This window comes from Nocardioides pelophilus (genome assembly GCF_014180685.1).
In the GTDB taxonomy this organism is placed as follows: domain Bacteria; phylum Actinomycetota; class Actinomycetes; order Propionibacteriales; family Nocardioidaceae; genus Nocardioides; species Nocardioides pelophilus.
On the sequence record NZ_JACEHF010000004.1, the window covers coordinates 43,461 to 67,817 of the forward strand.

Genomic DNA, 24,357 nt, shown 5'->3' on the forward strand with positions numbered 1-24,357 from the left:
ACCGCCCAGCCAACCGCACAGCCACCGCACAGGCCACCCGCACCGACCGGTCAGTATCGTTCACCTGTGACCTCGACTCCGCGCCTCGTCCACATCGTCGACGACGTGCCGGAGCTCGCCGGGGTCGACGAGCTGCGCATGCTCGTGGCGCTCGACGGCTTCCTCGACGCCGGCAACGCCGGTGCGACCGCGTGCCGTCACCTGGTGGGCGCTGCCGACGGTGGCGGCACGGTCGTCGCGACGTTCGACGTCGACCAGCTGCACGACTACCGGGCCCGACGGCCTCCGATGTCCTTCGTGCGCGATCACTACGAGGGCTACGACGCCCCCCGGCTGGTCGTGCGGCTGCTGCGCGACACGGGTGGCTCGCCGTACCTCCTGCTGCACGGGCCGGAGCCGGACATCCGCTGGGAGGCGTTCTGCCGGGCGGTGCTCGAGGTCATCGAGCGGTTCTCGGTGGTGCTGGTCGTCGGCATGGGGTCGGTGCCGATGGCGGTGCCGCACACCCGGCCGATCGCGATCACCCATCACGCCAACAACGCCGACCTGCTCACCGCCACCAGCCCCTGGCAGGGCGAGCTGCGGATCCCCAGCAGCGCGCAGGCGCTCCTGGAGGTGCGGCTGGGGGAGTGGGGCCACGACGCGCTCGGGTTCGTCGCCCACGTCCCGCACTATCTCGCCCAGCTCGACTTCCCGCGCGCGTCGCTCACGCTGCTGGAGCAGGTCGAGCTCGCCGCGCGGTTGACGATCGACCTGTCCGACCTCGCCGCGGAGGCGGAGGAGCGCGAGGACGAGATCGCCCGCTACCTCGCCGCCAACAACGAGGTCGGCGAGGTCGTCGCTGCGCTCGAGCAGCAGTACGACGCGTTCGCGCGCGCCGAGGAGAGCGGCTCCAGCCTGCTCGCCGAGGACCGGCCGCTCCCGACCGGCGAGGAGATCGGGCAGCAGTTCGAGCAGTTCCTGGCCGGCCTGGAACGGCCGGACGAGACCGGAGGTGGCGCATGACGGAGCAGGTGGAGACCGGACACCCGGACGAGATGGCGGACGCGACCCGTCAGCTGGTGTCGCTGCTGGACCTCGAGCAGCTCGACACCGACCTGTTCCGCGGCCGGCAGCCCGAGTCGGTGCGGCAACGCGTCTACGGCGGCCAGGTCGCCGCGCAGGCCCTGATCGCGGCCACCCGCTCGGTCGGCCCGGACTTCCACGTGCACTCGCTGCACTCGTACTTCCTGCTGCCGGGCGACTACAACGTCCCGATCATCTACGACGTCGAGCGGATCCGGGACGGCAAGTCGTTCGCCACCCGACGGGTGCTGGCCCGCCAGCACGGCCGCCCGATCTACTACCAGTCGCTCAACTTCCAGCGTGCCGAGGACGGCTTCGAGCACCAGGACGTGATGCCGGAGGTCAAGGGGCCCGACGAGGGCATGAACCTGATCGATCTCATGCAGGACCGCGGCTCCGACGACGGGCTGAGCAAGGAGTGGGCGGCCCTCGACGTGCGCTGGCTCGGCAACAGCCAGTACGGCCTCGAGCCGGACCCGATGCACCCGTCGAAGACCCAGCTGTGGATCCGCATCGACGGGCGGCTCTCCGACGACCCGCTCGAGCACCTCGCGACCTTCACCTACGCCAGCGACGTGTCGCTGCTGGGCGCGGCGCTGGCGGCCCACGAGGCCGACCCGACCAAGGTGCAGATGGCGTCCCTCGACCACACGATCTGGTTCCACCGACCGTTCCGGGCCGACGAGTGGTGGCTCTACGACCAGTGGTCGCCGTCGGCGGGCGGCGCCCGCGGGCTCTCCCTCGGCCGGGTGTTCACGCAGGACGGGACCCTGGTCGCGACCACTGCCCAGGAGGGCCTGATCCGCCCCCGCACCCGGTGACCGGACAGCTCGAGGCCGGCCGCGCTGCCGTCAAGCGGGGAGACCTCGACGAAGCCAGGCTGCTGCTCGGCCCGTTGGTCGCGGAGTCGCCCGCCGGTCCCGCCTCGATCGTCCTGGCCCGGCTGGAGCTCGACGCGGAGCGGCCGGAGGTCGCCGTACCGATCCTCGACGGCTTCCTCGCGGTCCGCTCCGACCACGGCCTCGCGTCCCTGATGCGGGCCCGCGCCCACCTGGCGACCGGCGACCTCGCCGGCGCGCGCGACGACGCCACGAGGGCCGGCGAGCTCCTGGAGGACCGCAGCTCTGCGGAGCGGGTGCTGGCGAAGGTCGAGGCCGCCGAGGACGCACGCCGGGTGGCGGCGCTGGTGGAGCGGGCGGCGCCGCTCATCGGCGTCATCGACGCCGGCCACGTCGAGGCCCGCTCGACGGGACCCAGCCAGGAGATGCGCGACGCGGCCCGCGAGCTCGCCGGTCTGCCGCTCGAGGGCGACTGGACCACGGACCCGAACCTCAGCAAGATCGCCTTCTTCGTGCACGCCGCCGACCCCGAGGAGGCACTGCGCAGCTACGACGCCCACCTGGTCGAGGTGTCCGCGGAGTTCGGCTACATCACCTGGCCGCGACGCATCCAGGAGCACGTGCGCGGCCGGCGGGTCATCGACGTCGGATGCGGGTTCGGAGGCTTCGGGGTGGGCTTCCTCGTCGCGGGCGCGTCGTCGTACGTCGGACTCGATCCCGCGATGAACATGGACTCCTCGGCTGCGCGGAACAAGCGCCTCCGGCAGCGGGCCGACATGGGCATCACCCCTCGGCAGATCGCCGACGACCTGCCGGCGATCCACCTCGTGCGCGGCAAGTCCGAGGACCTGGCCTTCGACGAGCAGTTCGACACGATCTCCCTGCACAACGTGACCGAGCACCTCGCCGAGCCGGACCTGGTCTTCGCCGGGCTGGTCCCGCTCTGCCACGCGGACACCGCCGTGGTCTTCCACCACCACAACTACTACTGCTGGAACGGTCACCACGACCCGCCGGTCCAGCCTGCCCAGCTCGACCTGTCGTCGCCGGCCCACACGGCGGTCTACGACTGGCGGCACATCGACCTGCTGCCGGACCTGCCGCCCGGCCACCGCTACCTCACCGGGCTGAACCGGATCCGGCTCGACGAGCTCCGCGCCATCACCGAGCGGTACTTCGACATCGAGCGCTGGGACGAGATCCCGTCGTCGGCAGCGACGCTCGACCGATTCACGCCCGAGATCCTCGACCGGGTGCGACGCACGATCCCGGACCTGACCGAGCGCGACCTGGTGGTCCACGCCGTGCTGGCGGTGGCGCGGCCGAAGCGACCGCGGGAGGCGTGACGGTGCGGGTGAGCTAGAGCGGGGCCCTCAGCTCCTGCGCAACCAGCCGTCCGGCGCAGCCGAGATCAGCAGCTTGTCACTGACCGACCGGTCGACCGCGAAGTCCGGGTTGGCCTCGAGGAACTCCCACACCGCCGTCTTCGGACTGTTGCCCGGGGCCCACGGACGATCGGGGAACACGCTGTCGTCCATGTCCTCGACGATCGTGTCGAAGACCATGCAGTAGCTGCCGGAGGTCACCAGCGGGGCGTAGAGCGCGAGCTCCCGGGCGACGTGCTCGTGGGTGTGGTTCGAGTCGAGCACGACGAGCACCCGCTCGAAGCCGGCGGCGAAGTCGCGGACCCGGGCCGCCATCTCTTCGGTGACCGAGGACCCCTCGAGCATCTCGATGCGCGAGCGCATCGGATGGGCGTCGATCTCGGCGCGGTTGTGGGGGCGGATGTCGATGTCGACGCCCAGCACCTTCCGGGACGGCTGCGCCGGGTCGAGCACGGTGCCGGCAGCCGCCGCGTCGCTGTAGTCCAGCATGGCCAGCAGGGACGCGCTGAGCACGAGCGAGCCGCCGTGGGCGATCCCGGTCTCGATGATCAGGTCGGGCTTGACCTCCCAGACGATCTCCTGGAAGGCGACGATGTCGGCGGGGAACTGGATGAGGGGCCGACCCAGCCAGTCGAAGTTGTACATGTAGCGCTTGTCGAACGCACGGGTGACCCATTGCCGGGTGAGGCCCTGCCACTCGTCCTCGGCGCCGTACGTCGCGATGGACTCGCGTCGCTCGGATCGGAACTCAACAATCGGGTCGGTCATCGGGTGGTCCTCCATGTCGCGAGCATCTCAGGCAGTCGGTCGAGCAGGTGCGCCGGGTCGAGGTCGGTCTCGGCCCGGATCCGGGTGACGTCGACCCGCGGGAAGGTGCGGGTGGGGCCCTCGGGGTCGAAGGAGACGGCGCGGCCGGTCTCGCGGGTGATCACCGAGGCGATCTCGGCGTGGGTGACCGGGACGCCGCTGGCCAGGTTGTAGAGCCGGTGCCGCCCCGCCACGGCCACGTGCTCGATCATCCGGCACAGGTCGTCGATCGCCAGGTAGTCCTTGGACGACCCGGGCGCCTCGCCGATCGTGATGTCGCGTCCGGCCGCGACGTCGGCGAGCAGCATGCCGAGGAACGAGTCGCTGTGGGCGCCGGGGCCGTAGACGTTGGAGACCCGCGCGACCCGCGCCCGCTCGTCGTCGACGGTCGCGCAGATCGCCTCGCCGAGGAGCTTGCTGATGTCGTACAGACCGTCGGCGGTCGGCCGGACCTCCAACGGGGCGTCCTCCGAGGCGGTCCCGGACCCCAGCCCCCGGTAGACGCGGGTGCTCGAGAGGTAGAGCCACGAGTCGAAGTCGGCGCCGCGGAGCCGGTCCGTGAGCGCGGTGACGTGGGCGTCGACGGTCGCCAGCGGCCGGCTCCGGAAGTCGCCGGTCAGGCCGATGGCGTAGACGACGTGGCCGAGCCCGCCGGTCGGGATCTCGTCCCGCTCCGGCGCCCGCACGTCGTGACCGGCTGCGCGCAGGTGGCGGCACAGCGCGCCACCGATGAACCCGCTGGCGCCGTACACGGTGAACCTCACGTACGCGACCCCCGCAGCGTCATCGGGTTGCCGGCCGCGATGGCGTAGGCCGGCACGTCGCCCCGGACCAGGGTCATCGCCCCGATCACGGCGCCGCGTCCGATGCGCGCGCCGTCGAGGATGACTGCGCCGGCTCCGATCCAGACGTCGTCCTCGATGACGATGCCGCCCTTGCTGGCACGGAAGCCCTGCTGCTGGATGAGGGTGTCGGGGTCGGCGTACTCGTGGTTGGCGGGGGCCAGGACGCAGTTGGCGGCGATGGACACCGCGTTGCCGATGGTGATCCCGTTGCCGGAGTAGAAGACGCAGCCCGAGTTGACCACGCAGTCCTCGCCGATCACGACGTCGCCGGAGCCGCCGGCGGGCTTCACCTTCACGAAGCTGTCGATGACGGTGCGCGCCCCGATCACCAGTCGGGTGCCGCGCACGCTCGGCTCCAGGTCGGCCCGGTCGGACACGCGTGCGGTGGGATCGATCTGGATCATGACAACAGCTCCGGGTCGATCTCGGCGAGCAGGGGATAGGTGGCATCGCGGTCGGAGATGACGAGCGGTCGGCCCGGCCACGGGATGTCGAGAGCGGGATCGTCCCACCGGATGCCGCGACCGGCACCATCGACGAACCGGGAGCCCATGGCGTACAGGATGTCGGTCCCGGGTTCGGTCGTCAGGAACCCGTGGGCGCACCCGGGTGGGATGAAGAGGAGCCGGCCGCTGTCGGCGTCGAGCGTCACCGATGCCGACCGGCCGAAGGTGGGTGAGTCGCGGCGCAGGTCGACGATCGCGTCGAACAGCGCGCCGGCGACGCACTGCACCAGCTTGGCCTCCTCGTGCGGAGGTCGCTGGAAGTGGAGACCGCGCAGCGTCCCTTCCGCGACGTTGCGCGAGAGGTTGCCCTGGACCGGCACGAAGTCGATGCCGGCGCGGGCGAACTCGTCGGCACAGTAGGTACGTGCGAACACGCCGCGGTCGTCGCGCAGGAGGTCGAGGTGGATGACGAAGGCGCCGGGGATGTCGAGCGGCTCGAACTCCATCACCACACCTCCAGCGAGGGTACGGCGGTGACGAACCTGCCTCCCCACGCGCGCACGTCGCCGAGCTGCTCGGCCACCTCGTCGCGGAGGTTCCACGGCAGGATCAGCACGTAGTCGGGTCGCTCCTCGAGCAGGGTCTCGGGAGCGACGATCGGGATCCGCCCTCCAGGCGTCAGCCGACCCTGTTTGGCCGCGGAGCGGTCGGCGATCATCGGCAGCTCGCTCGCGGTCACGCCGGCGTAGTTCAACAGGGTGTTGCCCTTCGCTGCCGCGCCGTAGCCGAGCACGGTCCGGCCGGCAGCGCGGGCCTCGGCGAGGAAAGACATCAGGTCGTCGCGGACCTTCTCCACCTTGGCGGTGAAGTCGAGGTAGCCCGCCCGTGCGTCCAACGCGGCGGCGTGCTCGAGGGCGCGCACGTGCGCGACGCCCGGAGCCTCCGTGTGGCCGGCTGCGGCGAGGCAGGCGAAGACCCGGAGCGAGCCTCCGTGGGTCGAGAGCTCCTGGACGTCGAACACCCGGAGCCCGTGCCGCTGGAACACCCGCTCGACCGCGAGCAGCGAGAGGTACGTGAAGTGCTCGTGGTAGATCTGGTCGAACTGAACCCGCTCGAGGGTCCGCAGCAGGTGCGGGAACTCGACCGTGAACACGCCCTCCGGCTTGAGGATCTCGGCGACTCCGGCGACGAAGTCGTTGATGTCCGGGACATGGGCCATGACGTTCTTGGCGGCGAGGAGGTCGGCCGAGCGGCCGGCGGCGGCCAGCCTCGTCGCCGTACCGAAGCCGAAGAACGCGACCTCGGTCGGCACTCCCTTCCCGACCGCGACGGCCGCGGTGTTGGCCGACGGCTCGACGCCGAGCACCGGGATGCCGTCGGCCGCGAAGTACTGCAGGAGGTAGCCGTCGTTGGAGGCGATCTCGACGACCTGGTTGCTGGGGCCGAGCCCGAACCTCTCGGTCATCTCGGTCGCGTAGGTGCGGCAGTGCTCGAGCCAGCTCTCCGAGTAGCTCGAGAAGTAGGCGTAGTCGTCGTTGAAGATCGCGTCGGGCGGCACGACCGCGTCGACCTGGACCAACCAGCACTCCTCGCACACTCGCGCGTGCAGCGCGAACACGCGGTCGGGGGAGCCGGCGTCCTCGGGGCGCACGTTGGCGTTGGAGAGGGGCTGGTGACCGAGATCGACGAGGGTCAGCTCCAGGGCGGCGCCGCAGCCGAGGCAGCGAGGTGCGGCGCTCATGCCGCCGCCAGCTGCTGGTAGCGGGCGATCTGACCCAGCGTCAGCTCGCGCGGATCCGCGCCGCCCTCGAACGAGCGGTACCACTCGGCCGTCCACTGGAGCGCGGTCGCCGGATCCAGACGCGGTGTCCACCCGAGGGTGTCGATCGCCAGCGAGGGGTCGAGGGCGAGGGTCGCCATCTCGTGCGGGTGGTCCCCGTCGGCCTGTGCCCACGCGGAGGCGGCGCCGGCAGCGTCGGCGAACGTCTCGGCGACCTCCGCGACGGTGATCTCCGGCATGTCGGGCGACGGTCCGAAGTTCAGCGCGGTCGGGGACTCGCCGGGTCGTGCGGTCAGGGCCTCGACGTAGAGCAGGTAGCCGGCGATCGACTCGAGGACGTGCTGCCAGGGCCGGGTGGCACGGGGGTAGCGCAGCTCCGGGACCTCGCCGGCGCGGATCGCGCGCCAGATGTCGGGCACCAACCGGTCCTCGGACCAGTCCCCACCGCCGACGACGTTGCCGGCTCGCGCGGTGGCGAGGCCGATGCCCCGGGGCGCGAAGTACGTCGATCGGTAGCAGGCCGTGACCAGCTCGCAGCACGCCTTGGACGCCGAGTACGGGTCGTGCCCGCCGAGGCGGTCGTTCTCGACGAAACGGCGACCGGTTCCGGTGTTGGCGTAGACCTTGTCCGTCGTCACGACCAGCACCGCCGACAGCTCCTCCAGCTCGCGGGCAGCATCCAGGAGGTTGACGGTCCCCTGGACGTTGGTCGCGAAGGTGGCGGACGGCTCGCGGTAGGAGCGACGGACGAGGGGCTGGGCAGCGAGGTGGAGGATGACCTCCGGTCGGAACTCCTGGACGCACGCCCTGAGCGCCGCCTCGTCGGCGAGGTCGGCCAGGGTCGACTGCTCCTTGCCGCCGCCGAGCACCTCGAAGAGCGACGGCGTCTGGTCGGGAGCCAGCGCGTAGCCGGCGACGTCGGCGCCGAGGTCCTCCAACCAGAGCGCGGTCCAGCTCCCCTTGAACCCGGTGTGGCCCGTGAGCAGGACGCGGCGACCGGCCCAGAACGCAGGTGACGGCATCATCGCGATCTCAGTCCCACTGCTTCCAGGGCGCCTTGCCCGAGTCCCACAGCGCCTCCAGCTGGATCTTCTCACGCAGCGTGTCCATCGGCTGCCAGTAGCCGCGGTGCCGGTACGCCATCAGCTCGCCGTCCCTGGCCAGCTGTTGCATGGGCTCGAGCTCCCACACGGTGTCGTCGCCCTCGATCAGGTCGATGACCGACTTCTCCAGGATGAAGAACCCGCCGTTGATCCCCGTGCCGTCCCCGCTCGGCTTCTCCATGAACCCGGTCACCTGGTCGCCGGCGATGTCCAGTGCGCCGAACCGGCCCGGCGGCTCGACGGCCAGCACCGTGGCCTGCTTGCCGTGGTCGCGGTGGAACGCGATCTCGTCGGTGATGCTCACGTCGGTGAGCCCGTCCCCGTAGGTGAAGGCGAACGGCTCGTCGTCGGCCAGGAAGTCGCTGACCCGGCGGAGCCGTCCTCCGGTCATCGTCTCCTCGCCCGTGTCGACCAGGGTCACCGTCCAGGGCTCGGCGCGCTGCTCGTGGACGGCCATCTGGCCCGTCGTCATGTCGAACGTCACGTTGGACATGTGCAGGGCGTAGTTGGCGAAGTACTCCTTGATGACGTAGCCCTTGTAGCCGCAGCAGATGATGAAGTCGTTGATCCCGTGGTGGGAGTAGATCTTCAGGATGTGCCAGATGAGCGGGCGGCCGCCGATCATCACCATCGGCTTCGGCTTGGCGGAGGTCTCCTCCGAGATCCGTGTCCCCAGCCCTCCGGCCAGAATCACCGCTTTCAAGCTCGCACCCTTTCGGGACCGCCGCCTGACGCTGGTCGATGGCGCTGCGTCGTCGTGGACGGCCGGTCGGTCGGGGGAACCTTACTCGGTGCGAAGACGATTTCCAGGCAGCCCCGTCGCCACCTGACGGCCGTCGCCTTGACGCGACCGGGCGGGTCGGTCAGGATCCTCGGGATGTCGGGCGAGGGAGACGTGCTGGAGCCTGGTGGCGAGGTCCAGGAGGCACTGGCTCAGCTCGCTGCCAGGCTGCGACCGAACAACCGCCCTGGCCCGGTTCCGATCATCGGCCCGATCCGCACGCTGCTCGTGGCCGCCGGCTACCCGCCCGAGGCGTCCACGCTCTTCTCGAGCCTGCTCCAACCGGCCAAGCCGAGCGACCTGCGGGCGCAGCTCCGCCTGGTCCTCGACAACAACGGGCTGGACCGGCGGTTCGCCAACGACATCGCGGCGATGCTGACGCGCGACTCCGACGAGATCGACGTGGGCGAGCTGCTGCGGATCGCGTCGCGCTCGTCCACGGCCGAGGACTCGTGCGCCTCGGTGGCTGCCCCGAGCTGGTTGGCGGACCCGCGGTTCGCCGGTGCCTACGCCGAGGCGAAGGGGATCGCGGCGTGGGGCCGCGAGATCCGGTGGCGCGTCCAGACGCTGGTCAAGCTCGCCGCGGCGGCGTCCCACCTCGAGGGTGACTTCGTCGAGTGCGGTGTCGACACCGGCGGTACGGCGCGCGCGGTCATGGCCTACCTGGGGGACGACGCCTTCGCCGACCGCACCTTCTACCTCTTCGACACCTTCCGCGGGCTCGTGAGCGACCAGCTCGACGCGGACCATCAGGAGGGCGAGCACATCAGCGACGAGCGCTACCCGGACGTGTCGGAGGTGGTGCGCGCGAACTTCGCCGACAAGCCCTTCGCCCGGATCGTGCAGGGCACGGTGCCCGAGACGCTGGACCAGTTCGAGGGCAGCCGGGTGGCCTACCTCCACATCGACATGAACGTCGCCCACCCGGAGGTCGAGGCGCTCAGGTTCTTCTGGCCGATGCTCGTGCCCGGCGCTCCCGTGGTGTTCGACGACTACGGGTTCCCGCCGCACCACCTGCAGCGCACCGCGCTCGACGAGGTCGCGCGCGAGCTCGGGGTGGAGATCATGATGCTGCCCACCTGCCAGGGCCTGCTGATCCGTCCCCCCGACGGGGGTGCCTGACCGATGCACGTCCTCGGTGTCGGCCAGTCCAACATCGCGAACCACTGCGGGTCTGTCGGCAGCTCGGACTTCGGCGAGGTCGTCTTCGGCGGCGAGATCCACCCGATGAGCGACCCGATCCCCGGTGGCACCGGAGATCTCGGCAGTGTCTGGCCGCGGGTCGCCGACGAGCTCGTCCGGCGCGGCCGGCCCGACTCCTTCCGGCTGACCCTCGCCGCCAGCGGCGGCACCTCGGTGGGAGAGTGGGCTCCGGGCGGCACGTTGTACGACGCCCTCGCCACCCGGCTCGCGGCCGGCGACGGCCGGGGCATCACCCACGTGGTGTTCCAGCAGGGCGAGAAGGACACGTTGCTCGGCACGTCGGAATCCGACTACACAAGGGACTTCATGAGGTTGCACGACGGGCTCGCCGGTCTGGTCGGCGACGCGCGCTGGATCATCTGCCGCTCGTCGTACCGCTTCGGTGTGACCTCACCGGACGTCATCACGGCCCAGTCGCGGCTTGCGGCCACCCTTCCCGGGGCGGTCGCTGGCCCCTGCCTGGACGAGCTGGGGTCGGACCTGCGCCGCGACGACACCCACTTCAACGACCGGGGTCTCGCCCGCTTCGCCGAGCTGCTCGTCGACGCGCTGGTCACGTCGGGCGAAGTCGATGAAGGGAGGGCGTCGTGAACGACGTCCCGAACTCGCGCGCGGTCCTGGTCGCCTGCATGCCCAAGAGCGGCTCGACCTACGTCACCGAGCTGCTCGCACAGATCCCGGGCTTCCGGCGCGAGCACATCGTCCCGTCGTACTTCCGTCGGGAGCAGGAGCTGAGCGACAGCCTGATCCGGCGGGCGTTCGACAACACGAACACGTTGCGTCAGGCGATCAGCAGGGGCACGGTGACCGCGGAGCACCGTCCTCGCGGCTGGGTCGCCCAGAACCACGTCAAGCACAACGCCGAGACCCAGACCCTCATCGACCGCTACGGCATCGTCCCGGTCTTCCTCGTGCGCAACATCTTCGACGTCGTGGTGAGCCTCCGCGACCACGTCGCGAACACCTCGCCGAACACTCCGGTCGCCTACATCGACGAGGAGATGGGGGCGTGGGAGCCGGAGCGGATGCACGAGTTCCTCGTCGAGATGGCGGTGCCGTGGTACATCCACTTCTACGTCAGCTGGTACCGCGCCGAGAACAAGATCATGGTGCGCTACGAGGACCTGATCGCCGACCCGTCCCGTGAGCTGCGGCGGATCCTGAAGTTCGGGGGCCTCGGCTGGAACCCGGACATCCTCGCCGCCGCGGTGGCCGGGGTCGCCGGCGACCGGACGCGCAAGAACGTCGGGGTCGCGGGCCGCGGGTCGGTCCTGTCGGACGAGCTCAAGGCTCGCATCCACCAGTACTGCGGCTACTACCCCAGCGTGGACTTCAGCCCCATCGGCATCGAGGGCGGCCGCGGGTGAAGGTCATCATCCCCACCCGCAACCGACCGACGTCGCTGCGGGGAGTCCTCGACTACTACGAGCGGTTCTACCCACGGGTCGACCTGCTGATCGCCGACGGCTCGGCACCTGAGTTCCAGGAGCGCAACCAGCAGGTCGCGGAGCAGAGCTCGCTGCAGGTCGACTACCGCAGCTTCGATGCGTCCATCTCGCTGTTCGACCGCCTGCTCGAGGTGCTCCACGCGATCGACACCGAGTACGTCGTCATGGCTGCCGACGACGACTACCCGATCCTCGAGACCATGGAGCGGGCCCAGAAGCGCCTCCAGGAGAAGCCGGACGCCATCTGCGCCGGGGGCCACCTGGTGCACCTGGGGATCACGAGCGCCGACGGCGGCATCGCCCGGCTCGACCCGGTCCGGCACATCATGGCCGACGACGCCGGACGTCGGATGCGGATGTTCGGCGCCCTTCCGTTCACCACGACCTACGGCGTCGCGCGGCGCGAGCTCCTGATCCATCGCTACGAGTTCCTCAGCGGCTGGAGCATGCCGGGCTTCTTCGATCTCGCCGTGGGCCTGATGGACCTGTCCCGGGGCAAGTTCGTGGCGATCCCGGACCTCGGGTTCATCTGCACCCGCAACTTCGTCCACAGCTACTACCGCGCGGAGGAGCCGCTGGTCTACCTCCGCCGGGCCGCCGCGGTCCTCGAGCTACACGACCTGCTCCTCGAGCGCCTGTCCCACACCGACGACTACGACCCCGACCGTGCCGCCGACGTCGTGCGCTCGGTCATCGCGCGCCGGGTCGCGGCACTGGCAGGAGCTCCGCCGTACCGGATCGTGGGGTTCACCGAGCGACCCCCCTTCAAGACGCCGATCGTCGAGGGCGCCCGGCAGCTGTTCGCCGACCTGTTCCACGCCGACACCGAGGTCCGCACCAAGTACGGCGAGCGCCTGGCGTTCATCGCCGAACGACTCGGGGAGACCCTCGAGTCCTCCGACAACGCTGGGGAGGCTGGCACCTATGAATCCTGGTGACGTCCCGACCGAAGCGGTGGCCTCCGCAGAGTCCCCGCAGAACCTGCTGGAGGCGATCGGCTTCCGCCTCCACGTGTCGTTCCCCGACCTCCTCGCGATCGACCCGGAGGAGCGCGCCGAGGGCTGACCTCAGCGGACTCGGCCGATCGCGGGTCGGGCAGGTGGCTCCGGTGCTAGGTTCGGCCGGTTGCTGCTGTTCCTCATGGGGAGGGAACCTTCGATGGTTCTTCGTCGTTTGATCGTGCCTGTCGCGATCGTGGTCGGTCTGCTCACGGTCCCGACGTCCGCGCAGGCCGCGGACCCGATCCCGGTGACGGTCAGGGTGACCGGCGCCCAGACCTACGGCGGCCTGCCCGCCTTCGCCGGGTCGACCGGCGTGGCCGGGCTGACCGTCACCGGTGTGACCTGCACCGGGTTGACGAGCGGCGTGGCCATCTCGCCCACGCTGAAGGCGCTGGGCTCCTACGCGATCGCCGGCGCGACCTGCAGCGGGGGCACGCTGTCCAACCCGGGCTACACGATCGCCGGCTACACCGGTGGCGCCTACGCCGTCTACCGAGCGCCGCTGAAGGTGACGGCACAGAACCGGACGAAGGTCTTCGGTGCGCCCAACCCGGCCCTCGGATACGCGATCACCGGCTACGTCAACGGCCAGGACTCCTCGGTCGTGGCCGGCGAACCGGCCCTGTCGACCACGGCGACCGCGTCGTCCGACGCCGGGACGTACCCGATCACCGTCACTGCCGGGACGCTCGCCGTGCCGAGCAACAACTACTACCTCACCTACGCCGCCGGCACGTTGACCGTGTCACCGAAGCCGGTGGCCGTGACGGTGGGCGGCGTGCAGAACTACGGGGGCCAGCCCGTCTTCTCCGCCAAGACCTCGGTGGCCGGGGTGACCGTCTCCGAGGTGGTCTGCACCGGCGCGCTGACCGGCCAGACGATCGCGCCGACGCTGCCCGCCGGCAGCTACGCCGTCGACCCGGCGACGTGCAGCGGTGGCGTGCTGTCGAGCACGAACTACGCGATCGGGTCCTACAAGTCGGCGTCGTTCCTCGTCTTCAAGGCCCCGTTGACCGTGACCGCCACCGACGCCAGTCGGGTCTACGGCTTCGCCAACCCGACGCTGGACTACACGCTGACGGGGTTCCAGAACGATGAGGACGCGTCGGACATCGGCGGTACGCCGACGCTGTCGACGCCGGCGGTGGTCAAGAGCGACGCGGGGACCTATCCCATCGAGATCGCGGTCGGATCTCTGAGCTCGCCGAACTACCGCTTCGTGTTGCTGCCCGGAACGCTGACCGTCACCAAGAGGCAGCTGACCGTCCGGGCCGATCCGGCGACCCGGGCCTACGGCGCCGAGCCGCCCGCCTACACCGCGTCCTACACCGGCTTCCGCAACGGCGACACCGCGGCCGTCCTGGCCGGCGGGCCGGCTTTCAGCACTCCGGCGACGGCGACGTCCGATCCCGGCACCTACCCGCTGGACGTCGGGCAGGGCACGCTGGACTCGCCGAACTACTCGTTCGGCGGGTTCGTCAGCAGCACGCTCACGATCACGCCCGGTGTCGCCGACATCGCGACCACGAAGCTGGCGGGCGGCGTGCTGTCGGCGACGGTCACCTTCGGCACCAGCCGCACGCCCGTCGTCGGCTCGACGATCACCTTCACGATCGGCAACGGCGACAAGCCGGCGTGCACCGCGGTCACGGACGCGACCGGTCGGGCAGCGTGCAGCGTCTCCGGCTCGACCAAGCTCGCGATCCAGCTGAACGGCTACACCGCGAACTTCCCCGGCACCGCCGCACTGCTGCCCGGGAAGATGCACCAGGGCATCCTCTAGCGGCGGTTCAGAGCGCCGTCGTACGTCCCAGCAGGTGCGGGGCACCCGACTTCGGGTTCACCAGCGCGAAGTCCCAGCCAGCGGCGTTGGGCTCGGTGCCGAACTGCGCCTTGCCCGGGAGGAAGATCGGCTTCTTGAAGCCGACCTCCACGCGGACCGCGTTGGGCAGCCGGTTCTCGAGAGCCGCGATGCAGCGCGCCTTGCTCCACATGCCGTGCGCGATGTGTCGCGGGAACCCGAGCGCCTTGGCCGTCAGCGGGTAGAGGTGGATCGGGTTGCGGTCGCCCGAGACGGCGCCGTACGTGCGGCCGAGGCTCTCCGGCAGGCTCCAGACCGGGCCCTTGGCCTCGATCGCGGTGAACGAGGTGCCCGGGTCGCCGTTCTCCTTGTCGCCCTTGCCGACCCGCAGGTACGTCGAGACCGACTCCCAGACCACCTCGTCACCCACGGTGCCGGTGACGTTCATGTCCCACGCGCGGCCCTTGGTGCTGTTGCGCAGGTTGTCGGCCGTGAGGGACAGGCTGACGGTCTCGCCGATCGCGACCGGACGGTGCTGGGTGATGGAGTTCTCCAGGTGCACCGAGCCGATCGCCGGGAACGGGAACGCCGCGTCGGTCATCAGCGCCATGTGCAGGGGGAACGCCAGCATGTGCAGGTAGGGGACCGGTGCGACGTCCTTGTTCGGGAAGCCGCAGACGGCCGCGTAGCGGTCGACCTCGGCCCGGGTGACCTGGACGTCCTCGCGGCGCAGCTCGAGGGCCGGCAGCTCGCGACCGGTCTTCTTCACGCCGGGCAGCAGGTTGACGCCGGGCACCACCGGGAGGGCCGCCTTGACCATGGTGCCCAGGCCGCCACCTCCCTCGACCACGCGCACGGTCGGTGCGTCGTCGGCGGCCACGTCAGGCACCCAGCATCATCTGGCCGCAGACCCGGACCACGTTGCCGTTGACCAGGCTCGAGGCCGGGTTGGCGTACCACGCGATGGTCTCGGCGACGTCGATCGGGAGACCGCCCTGGGACATCGCGTTGAGGCGCTGACCGACCTCACGGGTCGCGAACGGCACCGCGGCCGTCATCTGGGTGATGATGAAGCCGGGGGCGACGGCGTTGATCGTGATGTCCTTGAGCTCGTCGGCCAGCGAGTCGACGAGACCGATCACGCCGGCCTTGGAGGCGGCGTAGTTGGTCTGGCCCACGTTGCCGGCGATGCCGGCGATGCTCGCGACGCCGATGATCGAGCCGCCCTTGTTGACGACTCCCTGGTCGAGCAGCTCACGGGTGATCCGCTCCGGAGCGGTCAGGTTGACGCCGAGCACCTGTGCCCACCGGTCGCCCTTGTCACTGGGCGCCATGTTCGCGAGCTTGCGGTCGCGGGTGATGCCGGCGTTGTGCACGACCACGTCGACGCCGCCGTGCTTCTCCTTCAGGTGGTAGGCGATCCGCTGGGGAGCGTCGTCACTGCTGATGTCGAGGGTCAGCCAGTCGCCGTCCAGCTCCTTCATCAGGGCCTGGAGCTCGCTGGCGGCCTGCGGGACGTCAAGGCCGACCACGGTCGCGCCGTCGCGGTGCAGGGTCCGGGCGATCGCCTCGCCGATGCCACGGCTGGCGCCGGTCACCAGGGCGACCCGGCCGGCCAGCGGCCGCAGCTGGTCGGCCACCTCGGTGACCTTGCCCTTGCCGTGGGCGCCGATCCGCACGACCTGCCCCGAGACGTAGGCCGACTTGGGGGAGAGGAGGAACCCGAGGGTGCTGGTGACACCGGCCTCCGCGCCCTCGGCGACGTAGACCAGCTGGACGGTGCCGCCCTTGCCGATCTCCTTGCCGAGGCTGCGGGTGAAGCCCTCGAGGGCACGCTGGGCGACGCGCTCGGAGCCCGAGGTGAGCTCGGGCGGGGTGCCGAGGACGACGACGCGGGCGCAGCTGTCGAGGCTCCGCAGCACGGGGGTGAAGAAGTCGCGCAGCGCGATCAGCTCGGCGGAGCTCTTGAGGCCGGTCGCGTCGAAGACGATGCCCTTGAACCGCTCGCCGTCGCCGGCGGACGTGGCGGACGCGATGCCGAGCAGGTCGAGCAGTCCGGTCAGCGACTCGGCGAGCCGGCCGGTGCCGCCCACCAGCACGGTCCCGTCGACCAGCGGATCGCCCGCGGTGTAGCGGTCGAGCTTGGTCGGGTTGGGGAGCCCGAGGTTCTTGACCAGCAACTTGCCGATCGGGGACGTGACGAAGCCCTGGTACTTGTCGCTCATGATGGTGCGTTGCCTCCGCAGCGTTGAATCTAGGTCCACGGGCCGGGCCCGCTCACGGTCTATGTAACTAGATGTGTAACTCTGAGTCCACATTTCGTGACTTGGCCCTCAAACGGTTCTCTCGACGGGCCTGAAGCCTGAGGATAGGAAACATGGCTGACTCTCCTAATGCATCGGTACGCCGCGCTGCGGTCATCGGCGGCAACCGCATCCCCTTCGCCCGCTCCAACGGGGCCTACTCCACCGCCTCCAACCAGGAGATGCTGACCGCCGCGCTCGACGGCCTGGTGACGCGCTTCGGGCTGGAGGGTGAACGCATCGGCGAGGTCGCCGGTGGCGCCGTGCTCAAGCACAGCCGCGACTTCAACCTGGTCCGCGAGTCGGTGCTGGGCACCAAGCTCGCCCCCGAGACCGCGGCGGTCGACCTCCAGCAGGCGTGCGGCACCGGCCTCCAGGCGATCAACTACGTCGCCAACAAGATCAAGCTCGGTCAGCTCGAGTCGGGCATCGGCGGCGGTGTCGACACCACCTCCGACGCCCCGATCGCGATCTCCGAGAAGCTGCGCAAGAAGCTCATCCAGCTCAACAACGCACGCTCGGCCAAGGACCGCCTCGCGATCCTGGCCACGATCCGCCCCGGCGACATCGGGCTGGCGATCCCCTCCAACGGCGAGCCGCGCACCCGGCTGTCGATGGGCGACCACCAGGCGCTCACCGCGCTGGAGTGGCAGATCACCCGTGAGGCGCAGGACGAGCTCGCGGTGACCTCGCACCACAACCTCGCCCGGTCCTACGAGGAGGGCTGGCAGGACGACCTGATCACGCCGTTCCGTGGCCTCGAGCGCGACAACAACCTGCGCGCCGACTCCTCGTTCGAGAAGCTCTCCACGCTCAAGCCGGTCTTCGGCAAGGGCGAAGCGGCCACCATGACCGCCGGCAACTCGACCCCGCTGACCGACGGCGCCTCCGCGGTGCTGCTGTCCTCGGAGGAGTGGGCCGAGGCGCACGGGCTGACCCCGCTGGCCTACTTCGTCGACTCCGAGGTCGCTGCTGTCGACTTCGTCAACGGTCACGAGGGCCTGCTGATGGCGCCGGCGTACGCCGTCCCGCGGATGCTCGCCCGCCACGGCCTCACCCTGCAGGACTTCGACTTCTACGAGATCCACGAGGCGTTCGCCTCGCAGGTCCTGGCGACCCTCGCCGCGTGGGAGAGCCCGGTGTTCTGCAAGGAGCGCCTCGGTCTCGACGCGCCGCTCGGCTCGATCGACCGCAGCAAGCTGAACGTCAAGGGCTCCTCGCTCGCCGCGGGCCACCCGTTCTCCGCGACCGGCGGCCGGATCGTCGCGAACACCGCGAAGCTGCTCGCCGAGAAGGGCTCGGGCCGGGCCCTGATCTCGGTCTGCGCCGCGGGCGGCCAGGGCGTCGTCGCGATCATGGAGCGCTGACACCAGCCACGACCGCACAGGCCGCCCCGGACGTCGTCCGGGGCGGCCTGTTCCGTTGGACGACGGCCGTTGGTCGAGGAGGTCGCGCAGCGACCGTCTGCCTGGTTGGTCGAGGAGGTCGCGCAGCGACGGTCTGCCTGGTTGGTTCGAGGAGGTCGTGCAGCGACCGTCCGCCTCGTTGGTCGAGGAGGTCGCGCAGCGACCGTCTGCCTGGTTGGTCGAGGAGGTCGCGCAGCGACCGTCTGCCTGGTTGGTCGAGGAGGTCGCGCAGCGACCGTCTGCCTGGTTGGTCGAGGAGGTCGCGCAGCGACCGTCACGAGACCTACGACGCCCGGGCTCCGCGGGTCACCAGCGCCAGCGCCGACGACACGACGTAGTCGCGCACCTGCGCCGCCGAGATCTGGCTCACGGTCGGGACGCCCGGGGCGGACTCGGTGACGAGGATGCCGAGCCGCGCGAGCTGGAGGGCGCCGAGCCCGCTGGCGTACATCGTGTTGGCCAGCAGCACCGGGTCGCCGTTGACGCTGAAGTCGCCGGAGTCGATCCCGTCGACCAGCACCTGCGACAGGATGGTCATGCACGACGTGATGCCCCGACCCAGCCGGAACAGCGCGCCCTCGGAGATCTCGTCGAGCAGCTCGTCGCCGGGACGCACCATCAGCGACTGGGCGCAGTCGACGAACGCCGGATGGGCGACGCCGTAGTCGACGAAGGCGCCGACCACCGAGGCCAGTCGCGTCGGAGCGTCCGTGCTCGCGTCGGCCGCGGTGCGCATCGCGTCGTGCAGCTCGTCGAGGTAGCCGACCAGGGTGAGCGCGAAGAGCTCCTCCTTGCCGGTGAAGTGCCGGTAGACGATCGCGCGGTTGATCCCCACGGCGCCGGCGATCTCCTCGATCTGGACGTCACGGACCCCGCGGGAGTCGAAGAGCTCCCGGGTCGCGGCGATGATCTGCTCCTTGCGGGCACGCCGCCGCGCGGCCGCAGCCCTGCGGCGTCCGTCGTTCTCGGGTGCCCGGGTCGCCATGGGGAAACTGTACGGGACGTGCAACTCCGAGTTGCAACATCTGTGACGCGTCCGACTCAGGAGTTTTCCGGAGCGGGCGATCCCGCCAGCTGCCGGATGGCCTGGATCGTGTCGGCGTCGCCGGGCCCCTTGTCGTCGCGGTAGCGCACGACGCGGGCGAAGCGCAGGGCCAGGCCGCCCGGGTAGCGCGAGGACCGCTGGAGCCCGTCGTACGCGATCTCGACCACCTGCTCGGGTCGGACCCGGACGGTCCAGTCGTCCGCATCGGTCCGCAGCGCCTGGAACCGCTCGGTCTGCCAGGCCAGCATCTCGTCGGTCATGCCCTTGAAGGTCTTGCCGAGCATGACGAAGTGCCCCGGGTGCTCCTCGTCGCGGGCCCCGAGGTGGATGTTGGAGAGCAGCCCGCGACGCCGGCCCGAGCCCCACTCGACGGCGAGCACCACCAGGTCGAGGGTGTGCACCGGCTTGACCTTGACCCAGGCCGAGCCGCGCCGGCCGGCGGCGTACGGCGCGGCTGCCGCCTTGACGACGACGCCCTCGTGGCCGTCGGCGAGCACCCGCTCGGCGAACGCGCGAGCCGCCTCCGGGTCCGAGCCGCGCCAGCGCGGCACCCGGTGCGGCTCGGGCACCAGCGACTCCAACGCCGCCCAGCGCTCGGCCGCGGGCCGGTCGAGCAGGTCGTGCCCGTCGAGGTGCAGCACGTCGAAGAAGTACGGCGTCACCGCGGTGCTGCGGTCGAGAGCCGACGCCGTGCGGGCCGCCGTCTCCTGGAACGGCCGCGGGCGCCCGGCGGGATCGAGCGCGATCGCCTCCCCGTCGAGCACCAGGTCGGCGCCGGGCAGCTCCCGCACCACGGCGACGACCTCGGGCAGCCGATCGGTGATGTCGTCGAGGCTCCGGGTCGCGACGAGGACGTCGTCACCGCGCCGGTGCACCTGGATCCGGATGCCGTCGAGCTTCGCGTCGACCGCGAGCTCGGAGACGTCGCTCCCGATCTTCGCGATGGCGGCGTCGAGGTCGGGAGCGGAGGAGGCCAGCATCGGCTGGATCGCGCGACCGACGGACAGGCCGATGGCCTCGAGCGCGTCGGGGCCGGCAAACGCGGCGTCGACGACGTGGATGGCGCCGCCGGCCAGCATCGCTGCTCGTCGTACGGCGGCAACCGGCACTCCGGCTGCTGCCGCCACCCCCTCTGTCATGACCGCCTCCAGCGCGCCCTGCCGCACCTCGCCGAGGGCCGCCGACCGGAGCCACTGCTGCTCGGCGGCGGTCGCCCTGCCGAAGAGCTGCTCCACCGCGGCCGCGCGGGCGGCGACGGACCCAGGTCCTCCCAGTCCGCCGAGGTGCTCGAACGCCGCGTCGACCTCGGCGACCTCGAGCGACGGCAGGTCGGCGGGATCCGGCAGGCTCCGCAAGCCGCGCCAGCCCAACCCGGTGCGGCGCTGCCGGAGCCGGCCGCTGAGGTAGCAGGCCACAAGCTCGCGCTGGTCGGGCGGGGTGTCGGCCAGCAGTCCGGCGATCGCCCGCGCCTTGTCGTTGCGCGACCGGGTCGCGCCGATCCGGGCGGAGGCGTCGACGACCTGGTACAGCAACACCCGACCGACGCTAGCCCTGGCCGCCGACAGGCTCAGGCGACCGGGTCGGTCGCCAGGTCAGTCGCCGGGTCAGTCGCCGGGTCAGTCGCCAGGTCAGTCGCCAGGTCAGTCGTGCGTGGCCTCGAGGACGGCTGCGGTGACGGCACCGCGGATGACCATCTCGTAGACCGAGTCGAGGTCGTCCTCGACGTCACCGAAGTAGCCGGCGACCTCGAGCGACACGAAGCCGTGGAGGGCGGCGAACACCGCCATCCCGGTCGCGAGCAGGCGCTCCTCCGGGAGCCCGGCCGAGCGCACCATGACCGCCAGCGCCTCGATCGTGTCGGAGGCCGCGCCGAAGAAGGCCTCGCGGTCGATCGGCGGCCGGGTGATGGCGGCGTAGCGCTCCGGCTTGGACTGCGCGAAGGAGCGCAGCTCGTGGCTGAGCACCCGGAGCCCGTCGGCACCGGCGTGGCCCATGGCGGCGCGGCGCACGTGGTCGCCCAGCAACCGCATCGCGCGCACCTGGACCGAGGCCCGCAGGTCCTCGAGGTTGGCGACGTGGTTGTAGAGCGACGACACCCGGGTGTCGAGCTCGGCGGCCAGCATGGTCATCGTCAGCGCGTCGTACCCCTCGCGGTCGACGAGCGACTCGGCGGCCTGCAGCACCGCCTCCTGGTCGAGGCGGGGACGGCGCGTCTCCGGAGTGGCGGTCACGCCTGCCTCCTCCCGTATGTCTCTCGTGCCACGGTGAATGGCTTTCGTGTCGGAGACACAGCCTAGTGTGATCGCTCGTGGAACAGCCGGATGCGACCGGGGTGTGGCGCCCGGACTGGCCGTGCCCCGTGCGTCACCTGCTCGCGCAGCACCGCCGCGGGCCGGGGGATCCGACCTTGCGGCTAGCCGCGCCGGGGGAGCCCGGCCCGCACTGGCGCGCCAGCCGCACGCCGGAGGGTCCGGTCACGCTGGCGATCGACCCGCTCGACGCCGCCGGCGACGTGCACGCACGTGCGTGGGGTCCGGGGGCGCGGTGGGCGCTCGCCCAGCTGCCCGACCTGCTCGGCGGCGGCGACGACTGGACGGGTTTCGAAGCGCGCCACCCCGTGGTCGCCGAGGCGTGGCGGCGTCACCCGCACGTCCGGCTCGGTCGCAGCGGCCGCTCGCTCGAGGCCCTGGTGCCGACGATCATCGAGCAGAAGGTGACCGGTCAGGAGGCGTTCGCCGGCTTCCGCGCACTGGTCCTGAAGTACGGCGAACCCGCGCCCGGTCCCGGGGCGAGGGCCGGTCTCCACCTCCAGCCCACCGCGGCCACCTTGGTGAGCATCCCGTCCTGGGCCTGGCTCGGGCTGCACATCGACCCTGCCCGGTCCCGCGCGGTCGTCACCGCGGCCCGGCACGCTGACGCGCTGGAGCGGGTCGCGGCCCGGACAGCCGGCGCGGCCGCGGACCTCGATCGCGCGATCCGGAGCCTGCCCGGTCTCGGTGTGTGGACGAGCGCCGAGGTGCGGCAGCGGACGCTCGGAGACCCGGACGCGGTCTCGTTCGGCGACTTCCACGTAGCGAAGGACGTGGGTTGGGCGTTGACCGGCGGAGAGATCGATGACCGTGAGCTCGCGGAGCTGCTCGAACCCTGGCGACCGCACAGGGGACGGGTGCCGCTGCTCCTGGGAGCCGCCGGCCTCCGGCGTCCCCGACGTGGTCATCGCGCGTCTCGTCGTGGACACCTACCTCACGTGTGACCTTTTCTCGTGATATCTGTTACATCGAGCAACAGGCAAACTGCGCCTGGAAGCACCGAACCGAGCGACAGGGGTGGCGCGTGGGACTCGTGAGGCTCGGCCGGTGCCCCGGCTGGTTCGACGTCCAGGAGGGGCCGCGATGACGGCAGCGCTCCTCGGCGGTCGCTCGATGGTCGACAACGTGGTCGACCGGATGAAGGCGGGAGTCGTGACCACCGGCCAGCTGGTGGTGCTCTCGGTCGAGTCGGCCCGCTACATCGCGACCGACATCGTCTCCCGCAGGTTCTCCTGGACGGAGTTCCTGCTCCAGGCCTGGTTCATGACCCGGGTGTCGCTGCTGCCGACGATCCTGGTCTCGATCCCGTTCGGCGTCATCACGTCGGTCCAGATCGGTGCCGCTGCCAACCAGATCGGCGCCCAGTCGTTCATCGGCGCGATCAACGGCATCGGGGTGCTGCGCCAGGGCGCGCCGCTCGTGACGTCGCTGATGATCGCCGGCGCCGTCGGCTCCGCGATCTGCTCCGACCTCGGTGCCCGCACCGTGCGTGAGGAGCTGGACGCCCTCAAGGTGATGGGCATCTCGCCGACGCAGCGGCTGGTGGCACCCCGGGTCCTGGCCGCGCTCCTCGTCGCCCTGCTGCTGACCATCGTGTGCGCGATGACGGCGATGGTGACGGCCTTCGCCATGGTCGTCGGCACCGGCCAGATCTCGGCCGGCACCTACATCGAGTCGTTCGTCGGGCTGAGTCAGCCGACCGACCTGTTCCTCGCCGAGTTCAAGGCCCTGATCTTCGGCTTCATCGCCACCATCGTCGCCGCCCACAAGGGCATGAGCGCCAAGGGGGGACCGAAGGGCGTGGCCGACGCCGTCAACCAGGCCGTCGTCCTCAGCGTGATCCTGCTCGCCGTCGTCAACGTCGGCATCACCCAGGCCTACGTGATGCTCGTGCCGCAGGGGGTGGCGTGACCTTGGCCAGCATCCAGCCCAGGGCCCGGGGGGTCGGGGACCGCCTCTCCGACAGCATGGTCGGCGCCGTCGACGCGCTGATGAGCGCGCTCGCCACCATCGGCTCCTTCGCGACCTTCTCGTGGGAGGTCCTCAAGTACATCCCCTCGACGATGGTGCTCTACCCGCGCGAGATGTTCCGCCAGCTCAAGGACATCGCCTGGGGCAGCGGAGCGGTGCTCGTCGGTGGCGGCACGATCGGCGTGATGGTCCTGCTGTCGGTCGCGGCCGGCACCTCGATCGGGATCGAGGGGTTCAACGGCCTCGAGATCGTCGGCCTGGCGCCCCTCACCGGCTTCATCTCGGCGAGCGCCAACACCCGCGAGCTCGCGCCGCTCATCGCCGCGCTCGCGCTCGGAGCCCAGGTCGGCTGTCGGTTCACGGCGCAGATCGGGTCGATGAAGATCCACGAGGAGATCGACGCGCTCGAGGTGATGGCGGTCAACCCGATGCGCTACGTCGTCACGACGCGGGTGATCGCCTGCATGCTCGCGATCCTGCCGCTCTACCTGATCGGCCTGATCGGGAGCTACGCCGCGTCGCAGGTCGCGGTCGTCATGCTCTTCGACCAGTCGCCTGGTCAGTACGACCACTACTTCTCGGCGTTCATCCAGGGCCGCGACGTCTTCTTCTCGGTGGTCAAGATCCTGATCTTCGCGCTCACGATCGCGCTCATCCACTGCTGGTACGGCATGCGGGTCGGAGGCGGCCCGCAGGCCGTCGGTGAAGCCACCGGCACGGCCATCCGCGCCAGCATCGTGTCCATCGTCGTGCTCGACATGGTCCTCACCCTGGTGTTCTGGGGCGGCGACCCGGGCTTCCGGATCTCGGGGTGAGGTG

At 70.7% G+C, this 24,357-nt stretch carries 25 protein-coding genes; 13 read left to right on the forward strand and 12 right to left on the reverse strand.

The window, feature by feature from the left end; genetic code table 11:
- The first annotated feature begins 66 nt into the window (after nt 1-66).
- Genes H0488_RS02205 through H0488_RS02215 form a run of 3 tightly spaced genes read left to right on the forward strand, consistent with a single transcriptional unit; the run spans nt 67 to nt 3,250 of the window.
- The gene (locus tag H0488_RS02205; protein ID WP_312856175.1) at nt 67-1,005 is read left to right on the forward strand and encodes a PAC2 family protein; all 939 of its coding nucleotides are present in this window, start codon (nt 67-69) and stop codon (nt 1,003-1,005) included.
- Entirely contained in the window at nt 1,002-1,886 is an 885-nt protein-coding gene (locus H0488_RS02210; protein WP_246371328.1) for an acyl-CoA thioesterase, read from the forward strand. Before H0488_RS02205 ends, H0488_RS02210 begins: the two co-directional genes overlap by 4 nt.
- A complete protein-coding gene (locus tag H0488_RS02215; RefSeq protein WP_183097643.1) occupies nt 1,883-3,250 on the forward strand; it encodes a methyltransferase in 1,368 nt (455 codons plus the stop codon). The genes H0488_RS02210 and H0488_RS02215 overlap by 4 nt, the downstream gene beginning before the upstream one ends.
- Before the next feature lie 27 nt (nt 3,251-3,277).
- On the opposite strand, the gene H0488_RS02220 is transcribed toward H0488_RS02215, so the two are convergent.
- Genes H0488_RS02220 through rfbF form a run of 7 tightly spaced genes read right to left on the reverse strand, consistent with a single transcriptional unit; the run spans nt 3,278 to nt 8,964 of the window.
- A complete protein-coding gene (locus tag H0488_RS02220; protein WP_183097644.1) occupies nt 3,278-4,057 on the reverse strand; it encodes a cephalosporin hydroxylase family protein in 780 nt (259 codons plus the stop codon).
- A complete protein-coding gene (locus H0488_RS02225) occupies nt 4,054-4,860 on the reverse strand; it encodes an NAD-dependent epimerase/dehydratase family protein (RefSeq protein WP_183097645.1) in 807 nt (268 codons plus the stop codon). The genes H0488_RS02220 and H0488_RS02225 overlap by 4 nt, the downstream gene beginning before the upstream one ends.
- Entirely contained in the window at nt 4,857-5,345 is a 489-nt protein-coding gene (locus H0488_RS02230; RefSeq protein ID WP_183097646.1) for an acyltransferase, read from the reverse strand. The genes H0488_RS02225 and H0488_RS02230 overlap by 4 nt, the downstream gene beginning before the upstream one ends.
- Nucleotides 5,342-5,893 carry a dTDP-4-dehydrorhamnose 3,5-epimerase family protein gene (locus tag H0488_RS02235; RefSeq protein WP_183097647.1) on the reverse strand — a complete coding sequence of 184 codons (552 nt, stop codon included), beginning with the start codon at nt 5,891-5,893 and terminating at the stop codon, nt 5,342-5,344. The genes H0488_RS02230 and H0488_RS02235 overlap by 4 nt, the downstream gene beginning before the upstream one ends.
- Nucleotides 5,893-7,128: a class I SAM-dependent methyltransferase gene (locus tag H0488_RS02240; protein ID WP_183097648.1), complete on the reverse strand. Its 1,236-nt coding sequence runs from the start codon at nt 7,126-7,128 to the stop codon at nt 5,893-5,895. The genes H0488_RS02235 and H0488_RS02240 overlap by 1 nt, the downstream gene beginning before the upstream one ends.
- On the reverse strand, nt 7,125-8,192 hold the full coding sequence (gene rfbG / locus H0488_RS02245) for a CDP-glucose 4,6-dehydratase (RefSeq protein WP_220794105.1): 1,068 nt from the start codon (nt 8,190-8,192) through the stop codon (nt 7,125-7,127). Before rfbG ends, H0488_RS02240 begins: the two co-directional genes overlap by 4 nt.
- A 7-nt stretch (nt 8,193-8,199) precedes the next feature.
- Nucleotides 8,200-8,964, reverse strand: coding sequence for a glucose-1-phosphate cytidylyltransferase (gene rfbF / locus H0488_RS02250; protein WP_312856180.1), 765 nt, complete (start codon nt 8,962-8,964; stop codon nt 8,200-8,202).
- Between the two features lie 183 nt (nt 8,965-9,147).
- Between rfbF and H0488_RS02255 the strand changes: the two genes are divergently transcribed.
- The 6 genes from H0488_RS02255 to H0488_RS02280 all read left to right on the forward strand — a co-directional run bounded on the left by H0488_RS02255 (nt 9,148) and on the right by H0488_RS02280 (nt 14,486).
- A complete protein-coding gene (locus H0488_RS02255) occupies nt 9,148-10,173 on the forward strand; it encodes a TylF/MycF/NovP-related O-methyltransferase (RefSeq protein WP_183097650.1) in 1,026 nt (341 codons plus the stop codon).
- Nucleotides 10,174-10,176: 3 nt separating this feature from the next.
- On the forward strand, nt 10,177-10,845 hold the full coding sequence (locus H0488_RS02260) for a sialate O-acetylesterase (RefSeq protein ID WP_183097651.1): 669 nt from the start codon (nt 10,177-10,179) through the stop codon (nt 10,843-10,845).
- Nucleotides 10,842-11,621: a sulfotransferase domain-containing protein gene (locus tag H0488_RS02265; RefSeq protein WP_183097652.1), complete on the forward strand. Its 780-nt coding sequence runs from the start codon at nt 10,842-10,844 to the stop codon at nt 11,619-11,621. The genes H0488_RS02260 and H0488_RS02265 overlap by 4 nt, the downstream gene beginning before the upstream one ends.
- The gene (locus H0488_RS02270; RefSeq protein WP_183097653.1) at nt 11,618-12,640 is read left to right on the forward strand and encodes a TIGR00180 family glycosyltransferase; all 1,023 of its coding nucleotides are present in this window, start codon (nt 11,618-11,620) and stop codon (nt 12,638-12,640) included. The genes H0488_RS02265 and H0488_RS02270 overlap by 4 nt, the downstream gene beginning before the upstream one ends.
- Nucleotides 12,627-12,767 carry a hypothetical protein gene (locus H0488_RS02275; RefSeq protein ID WP_183097654.1) on the forward strand — a complete coding sequence of 47 codons (141 nt, stop codon included), beginning with the start codon at nt 12,627-12,629 and terminating at the stop codon, nt 12,765-12,767. The genes H0488_RS02270 and H0488_RS02275 overlap by 14 nt, the downstream gene beginning before the upstream one ends.
- Before the next feature lie 114 nt (nt 12,768-12,881).
- Nucleotides 12,882-14,486, forward strand: a complete 1,605-nt coding sequence (locus H0488_RS02280; RefSeq protein WP_183097655.1) for an MBG domain-containing protein — start codon at nt 12,882-12,884, stop codon at nt 14,484-14,486.
- Nucleotides 14,487-14,493: 7 nt separating this feature from the next.
- On the opposite strand, the gene H0488_RS02285 is transcribed toward H0488_RS02280, so the two are convergent.
- Nucleotides 14,494-15,393 (reverse strand): MaoC/PaaZ C-terminal domain-containing protein, encoded by a 900-nt coding sequence (locus H0488_RS02285; protein WP_312856176.1) that lies wholly within the window; start codon nt 15,391-15,393, stop codon nt 14,494-14,496.
- Complete coding sequence (locus tag H0488_RS02290; protein ID WP_183097656.1) at nt 15,386-16,729, reverse strand: 3-oxoacyl-ACP reductase; 1,344 nt, start codon at nt 16,727-16,729, stop codon at nt 15,386-15,388. The genes H0488_RS02285 and H0488_RS02290 overlap by 8 nt, the downstream gene beginning before the upstream one ends.
- 152 nt (nt 16,730-16,881) lie before the next feature.
- Here H0488_RS02290 and H0488_RS02295 point away from each other — a divergent pair, with 152 nt between their 5' ends.
- Complete coding sequence (locus tag H0488_RS02295) at nt 16,882-18,174, forward strand: acetyl-CoA C-acetyltransferase (protein ID WP_183097657.1); 1,293 nt, start codon at nt 16,882-16,884, stop codon at nt 18,172-18,174.
- 322 nt (nt 18,175-18,496) lie between these two features.
- Here H0488_RS02295 and H0488_RS02300 read toward each other — a convergent pair whose 3' ends face one another.
- The 3 genes from H0488_RS02300 to H0488_RS02310 all read right to left on the reverse strand — a co-directional run bounded on the left by H0488_RS02300 (nt 18,497) and on the right by H0488_RS02310 (nt 21,489).
- On the reverse strand, nt 18,497-19,198 hold the full coding sequence (locus H0488_RS02300; protein WP_183097658.1) for a TetR/AcrR family transcriptional regulator: 702 nt from the start codon (nt 19,196-19,198) through the stop codon (nt 18,497-18,499).
- Nucleotides 19,199-19,254: 56 nt separating this feature from the next.
- Nucleotides 19,255-20,793 (reverse strand): ATP-dependent DNA ligase, encoded by a 1,539-nt coding sequence (locus H0488_RS02305; protein ID WP_183097659.1) that lies wholly within the window; start codon nt 20,791-20,793, stop codon nt 19,255-19,257.
- 105 nt (nt 20,794-20,898) lie between these two features.
- Nucleotides 20,899-21,489, reverse strand: a complete 591-nt coding sequence (locus H0488_RS02310; RefSeq protein ID WP_183097660.1) for a TetR/AcrR family transcriptional regulator — start codon at nt 21,487-21,489, stop codon at nt 20,899-20,901.
- A 77-nt stretch (nt 21,490-21,566) separates the two neighbouring features.
- Here H0488_RS02310 and H0488_RS02315 point away from each other — a divergent pair, with 77 nt between their 5' ends.
- From H0488_RS02315 to H0488_RS02325, 3 genes are all read left to right on the forward strand, one after another.
- A complete protein-coding gene (locus tag H0488_RS02315; RefSeq protein ID WP_312856177.1) occupies nt 21,567-22,511 on the forward strand; it encodes a DNA-3-methyladenine glycosylase family protein in 945 nt (314 codons plus the stop codon).
- A gap of 139 nt (nt 22,512-22,650) precedes the next feature.
- The gene (locus tag H0488_RS02320) at nt 22,651-23,478 is read left to right on the forward strand and encodes an MlaE family ABC transporter permease (protein ID WP_220794106.1); all 828 of its coding nucleotides are present in this window, start codon (nt 22,651-22,653) and stop codon (nt 23,476-23,478) included.
- Nucleotides 23,475-24,353, forward strand: coding sequence for an MlaE family ABC transporter permease (locus H0488_RS02325; RefSeq protein WP_312856178.1), 879 nt, complete (start codon nt 23,475-23,477; stop codon nt 24,351-24,353). Before H0488_RS02320 ends, H0488_RS02325 begins: the two co-directional genes overlap by 4 nt.
- The last annotated feature ends 4 nt before the right edge of the window (nt 24,354-24,357 follow it).

Excerpts from the sequence above, each read along its gene's own strand:
- H0488_RS02320 (WP_220794106.1), top strand. The coding sequence starts at position 22,651 with ATGACGGCAGCGCTCCTCGGCGGTCGCTCGATGGTCGACAACGTGGTC.
- H0488_RS02295 (WP_183097657.1), top strand. The coding sequence starts at position 16,882 with ATGGCTGACTCTCCTAATGCATCGGTACGCCGCGCTGCGGTCATCGGC.
- rfbG (WP_220794105.1), bottom strand. The coding sequence starts at position 8,192 with ATGATGCCGTCACCTGCGTTCTGGGCCGGTCGCCGCGTCCTGCTCACG.
- H0488_RS02290 (WP_183097656.1), bottom strand. The coding sequence starts at position 16,729 with ATGAGCGACAAGTACCAGGGCTTCGTCACGTCCCCGATCGGCAAGTTG.
- H0488_RS02210 (WP_246371328.1), top strand. The coding sequence starts at position 1,002 with ATGACGGAGCAGGTGGAGACCGGACACCCGGACGAGATGGCGGACGCG.
- H0488_RS02220 (WP_183097644.1), bottom strand. The coding sequence starts at position 4,057 with ATGACCGACCCGATTGTTGAGTTCCGATCCGAGCGACGCGAGTCCATC.
- H0488_RS02275 (WP_183097654.1), top strand. The coding sequence starts at position 12,627 with ATGAATCCTGGTGACGTCCCGACCGAAGCGGTGGCCTCCGCAGAGTCC.
- H0488_RS02240 (WP_183097648.1), bottom strand. The coding sequence starts at position 7,128 with ATGAGCGCCGCACCTCGCTGCCTCGGCTGCGGCGCCGCCCTGGAGCTG.
- H0488_RS02260 (WP_183097651.1), top strand. The coding sequence starts at position 10,177 with ATGCACGTCCTCGGTGTCGGCCAGTCCAACATCGCGAACCACTGCGGG.
- H0488_RS02230 (WP_183097646.1), bottom strand. The coding sequence starts at position 5,345 with ATGATCCAGATCGATCCCACCGCACGCGTGTCCGACCGGGCCGACCTG.
- H0488_RS02255 (WP_183097650.1), top strand. The coding sequence starts at position 9,148 with ATGTCGGGCGAGGGAGACGTGCTGGAGCCTGGTGGCGAGGTCCAGGAG.
- H0488_RS02300 (WP_183097658.1), bottom strand. The coding sequence starts at position 19,198 with ATGGCGACCCGGGCACCCGAGAACGACGGACGCCGCAGGGCTGCGGCC.
- H0488_RS02235 (WP_183097647.1), bottom strand. The coding sequence starts at position 5,893 with ATGGAGTTCGAGCCGCTCGACATCCCCGGCGCCTTCGTCATCCACCTC.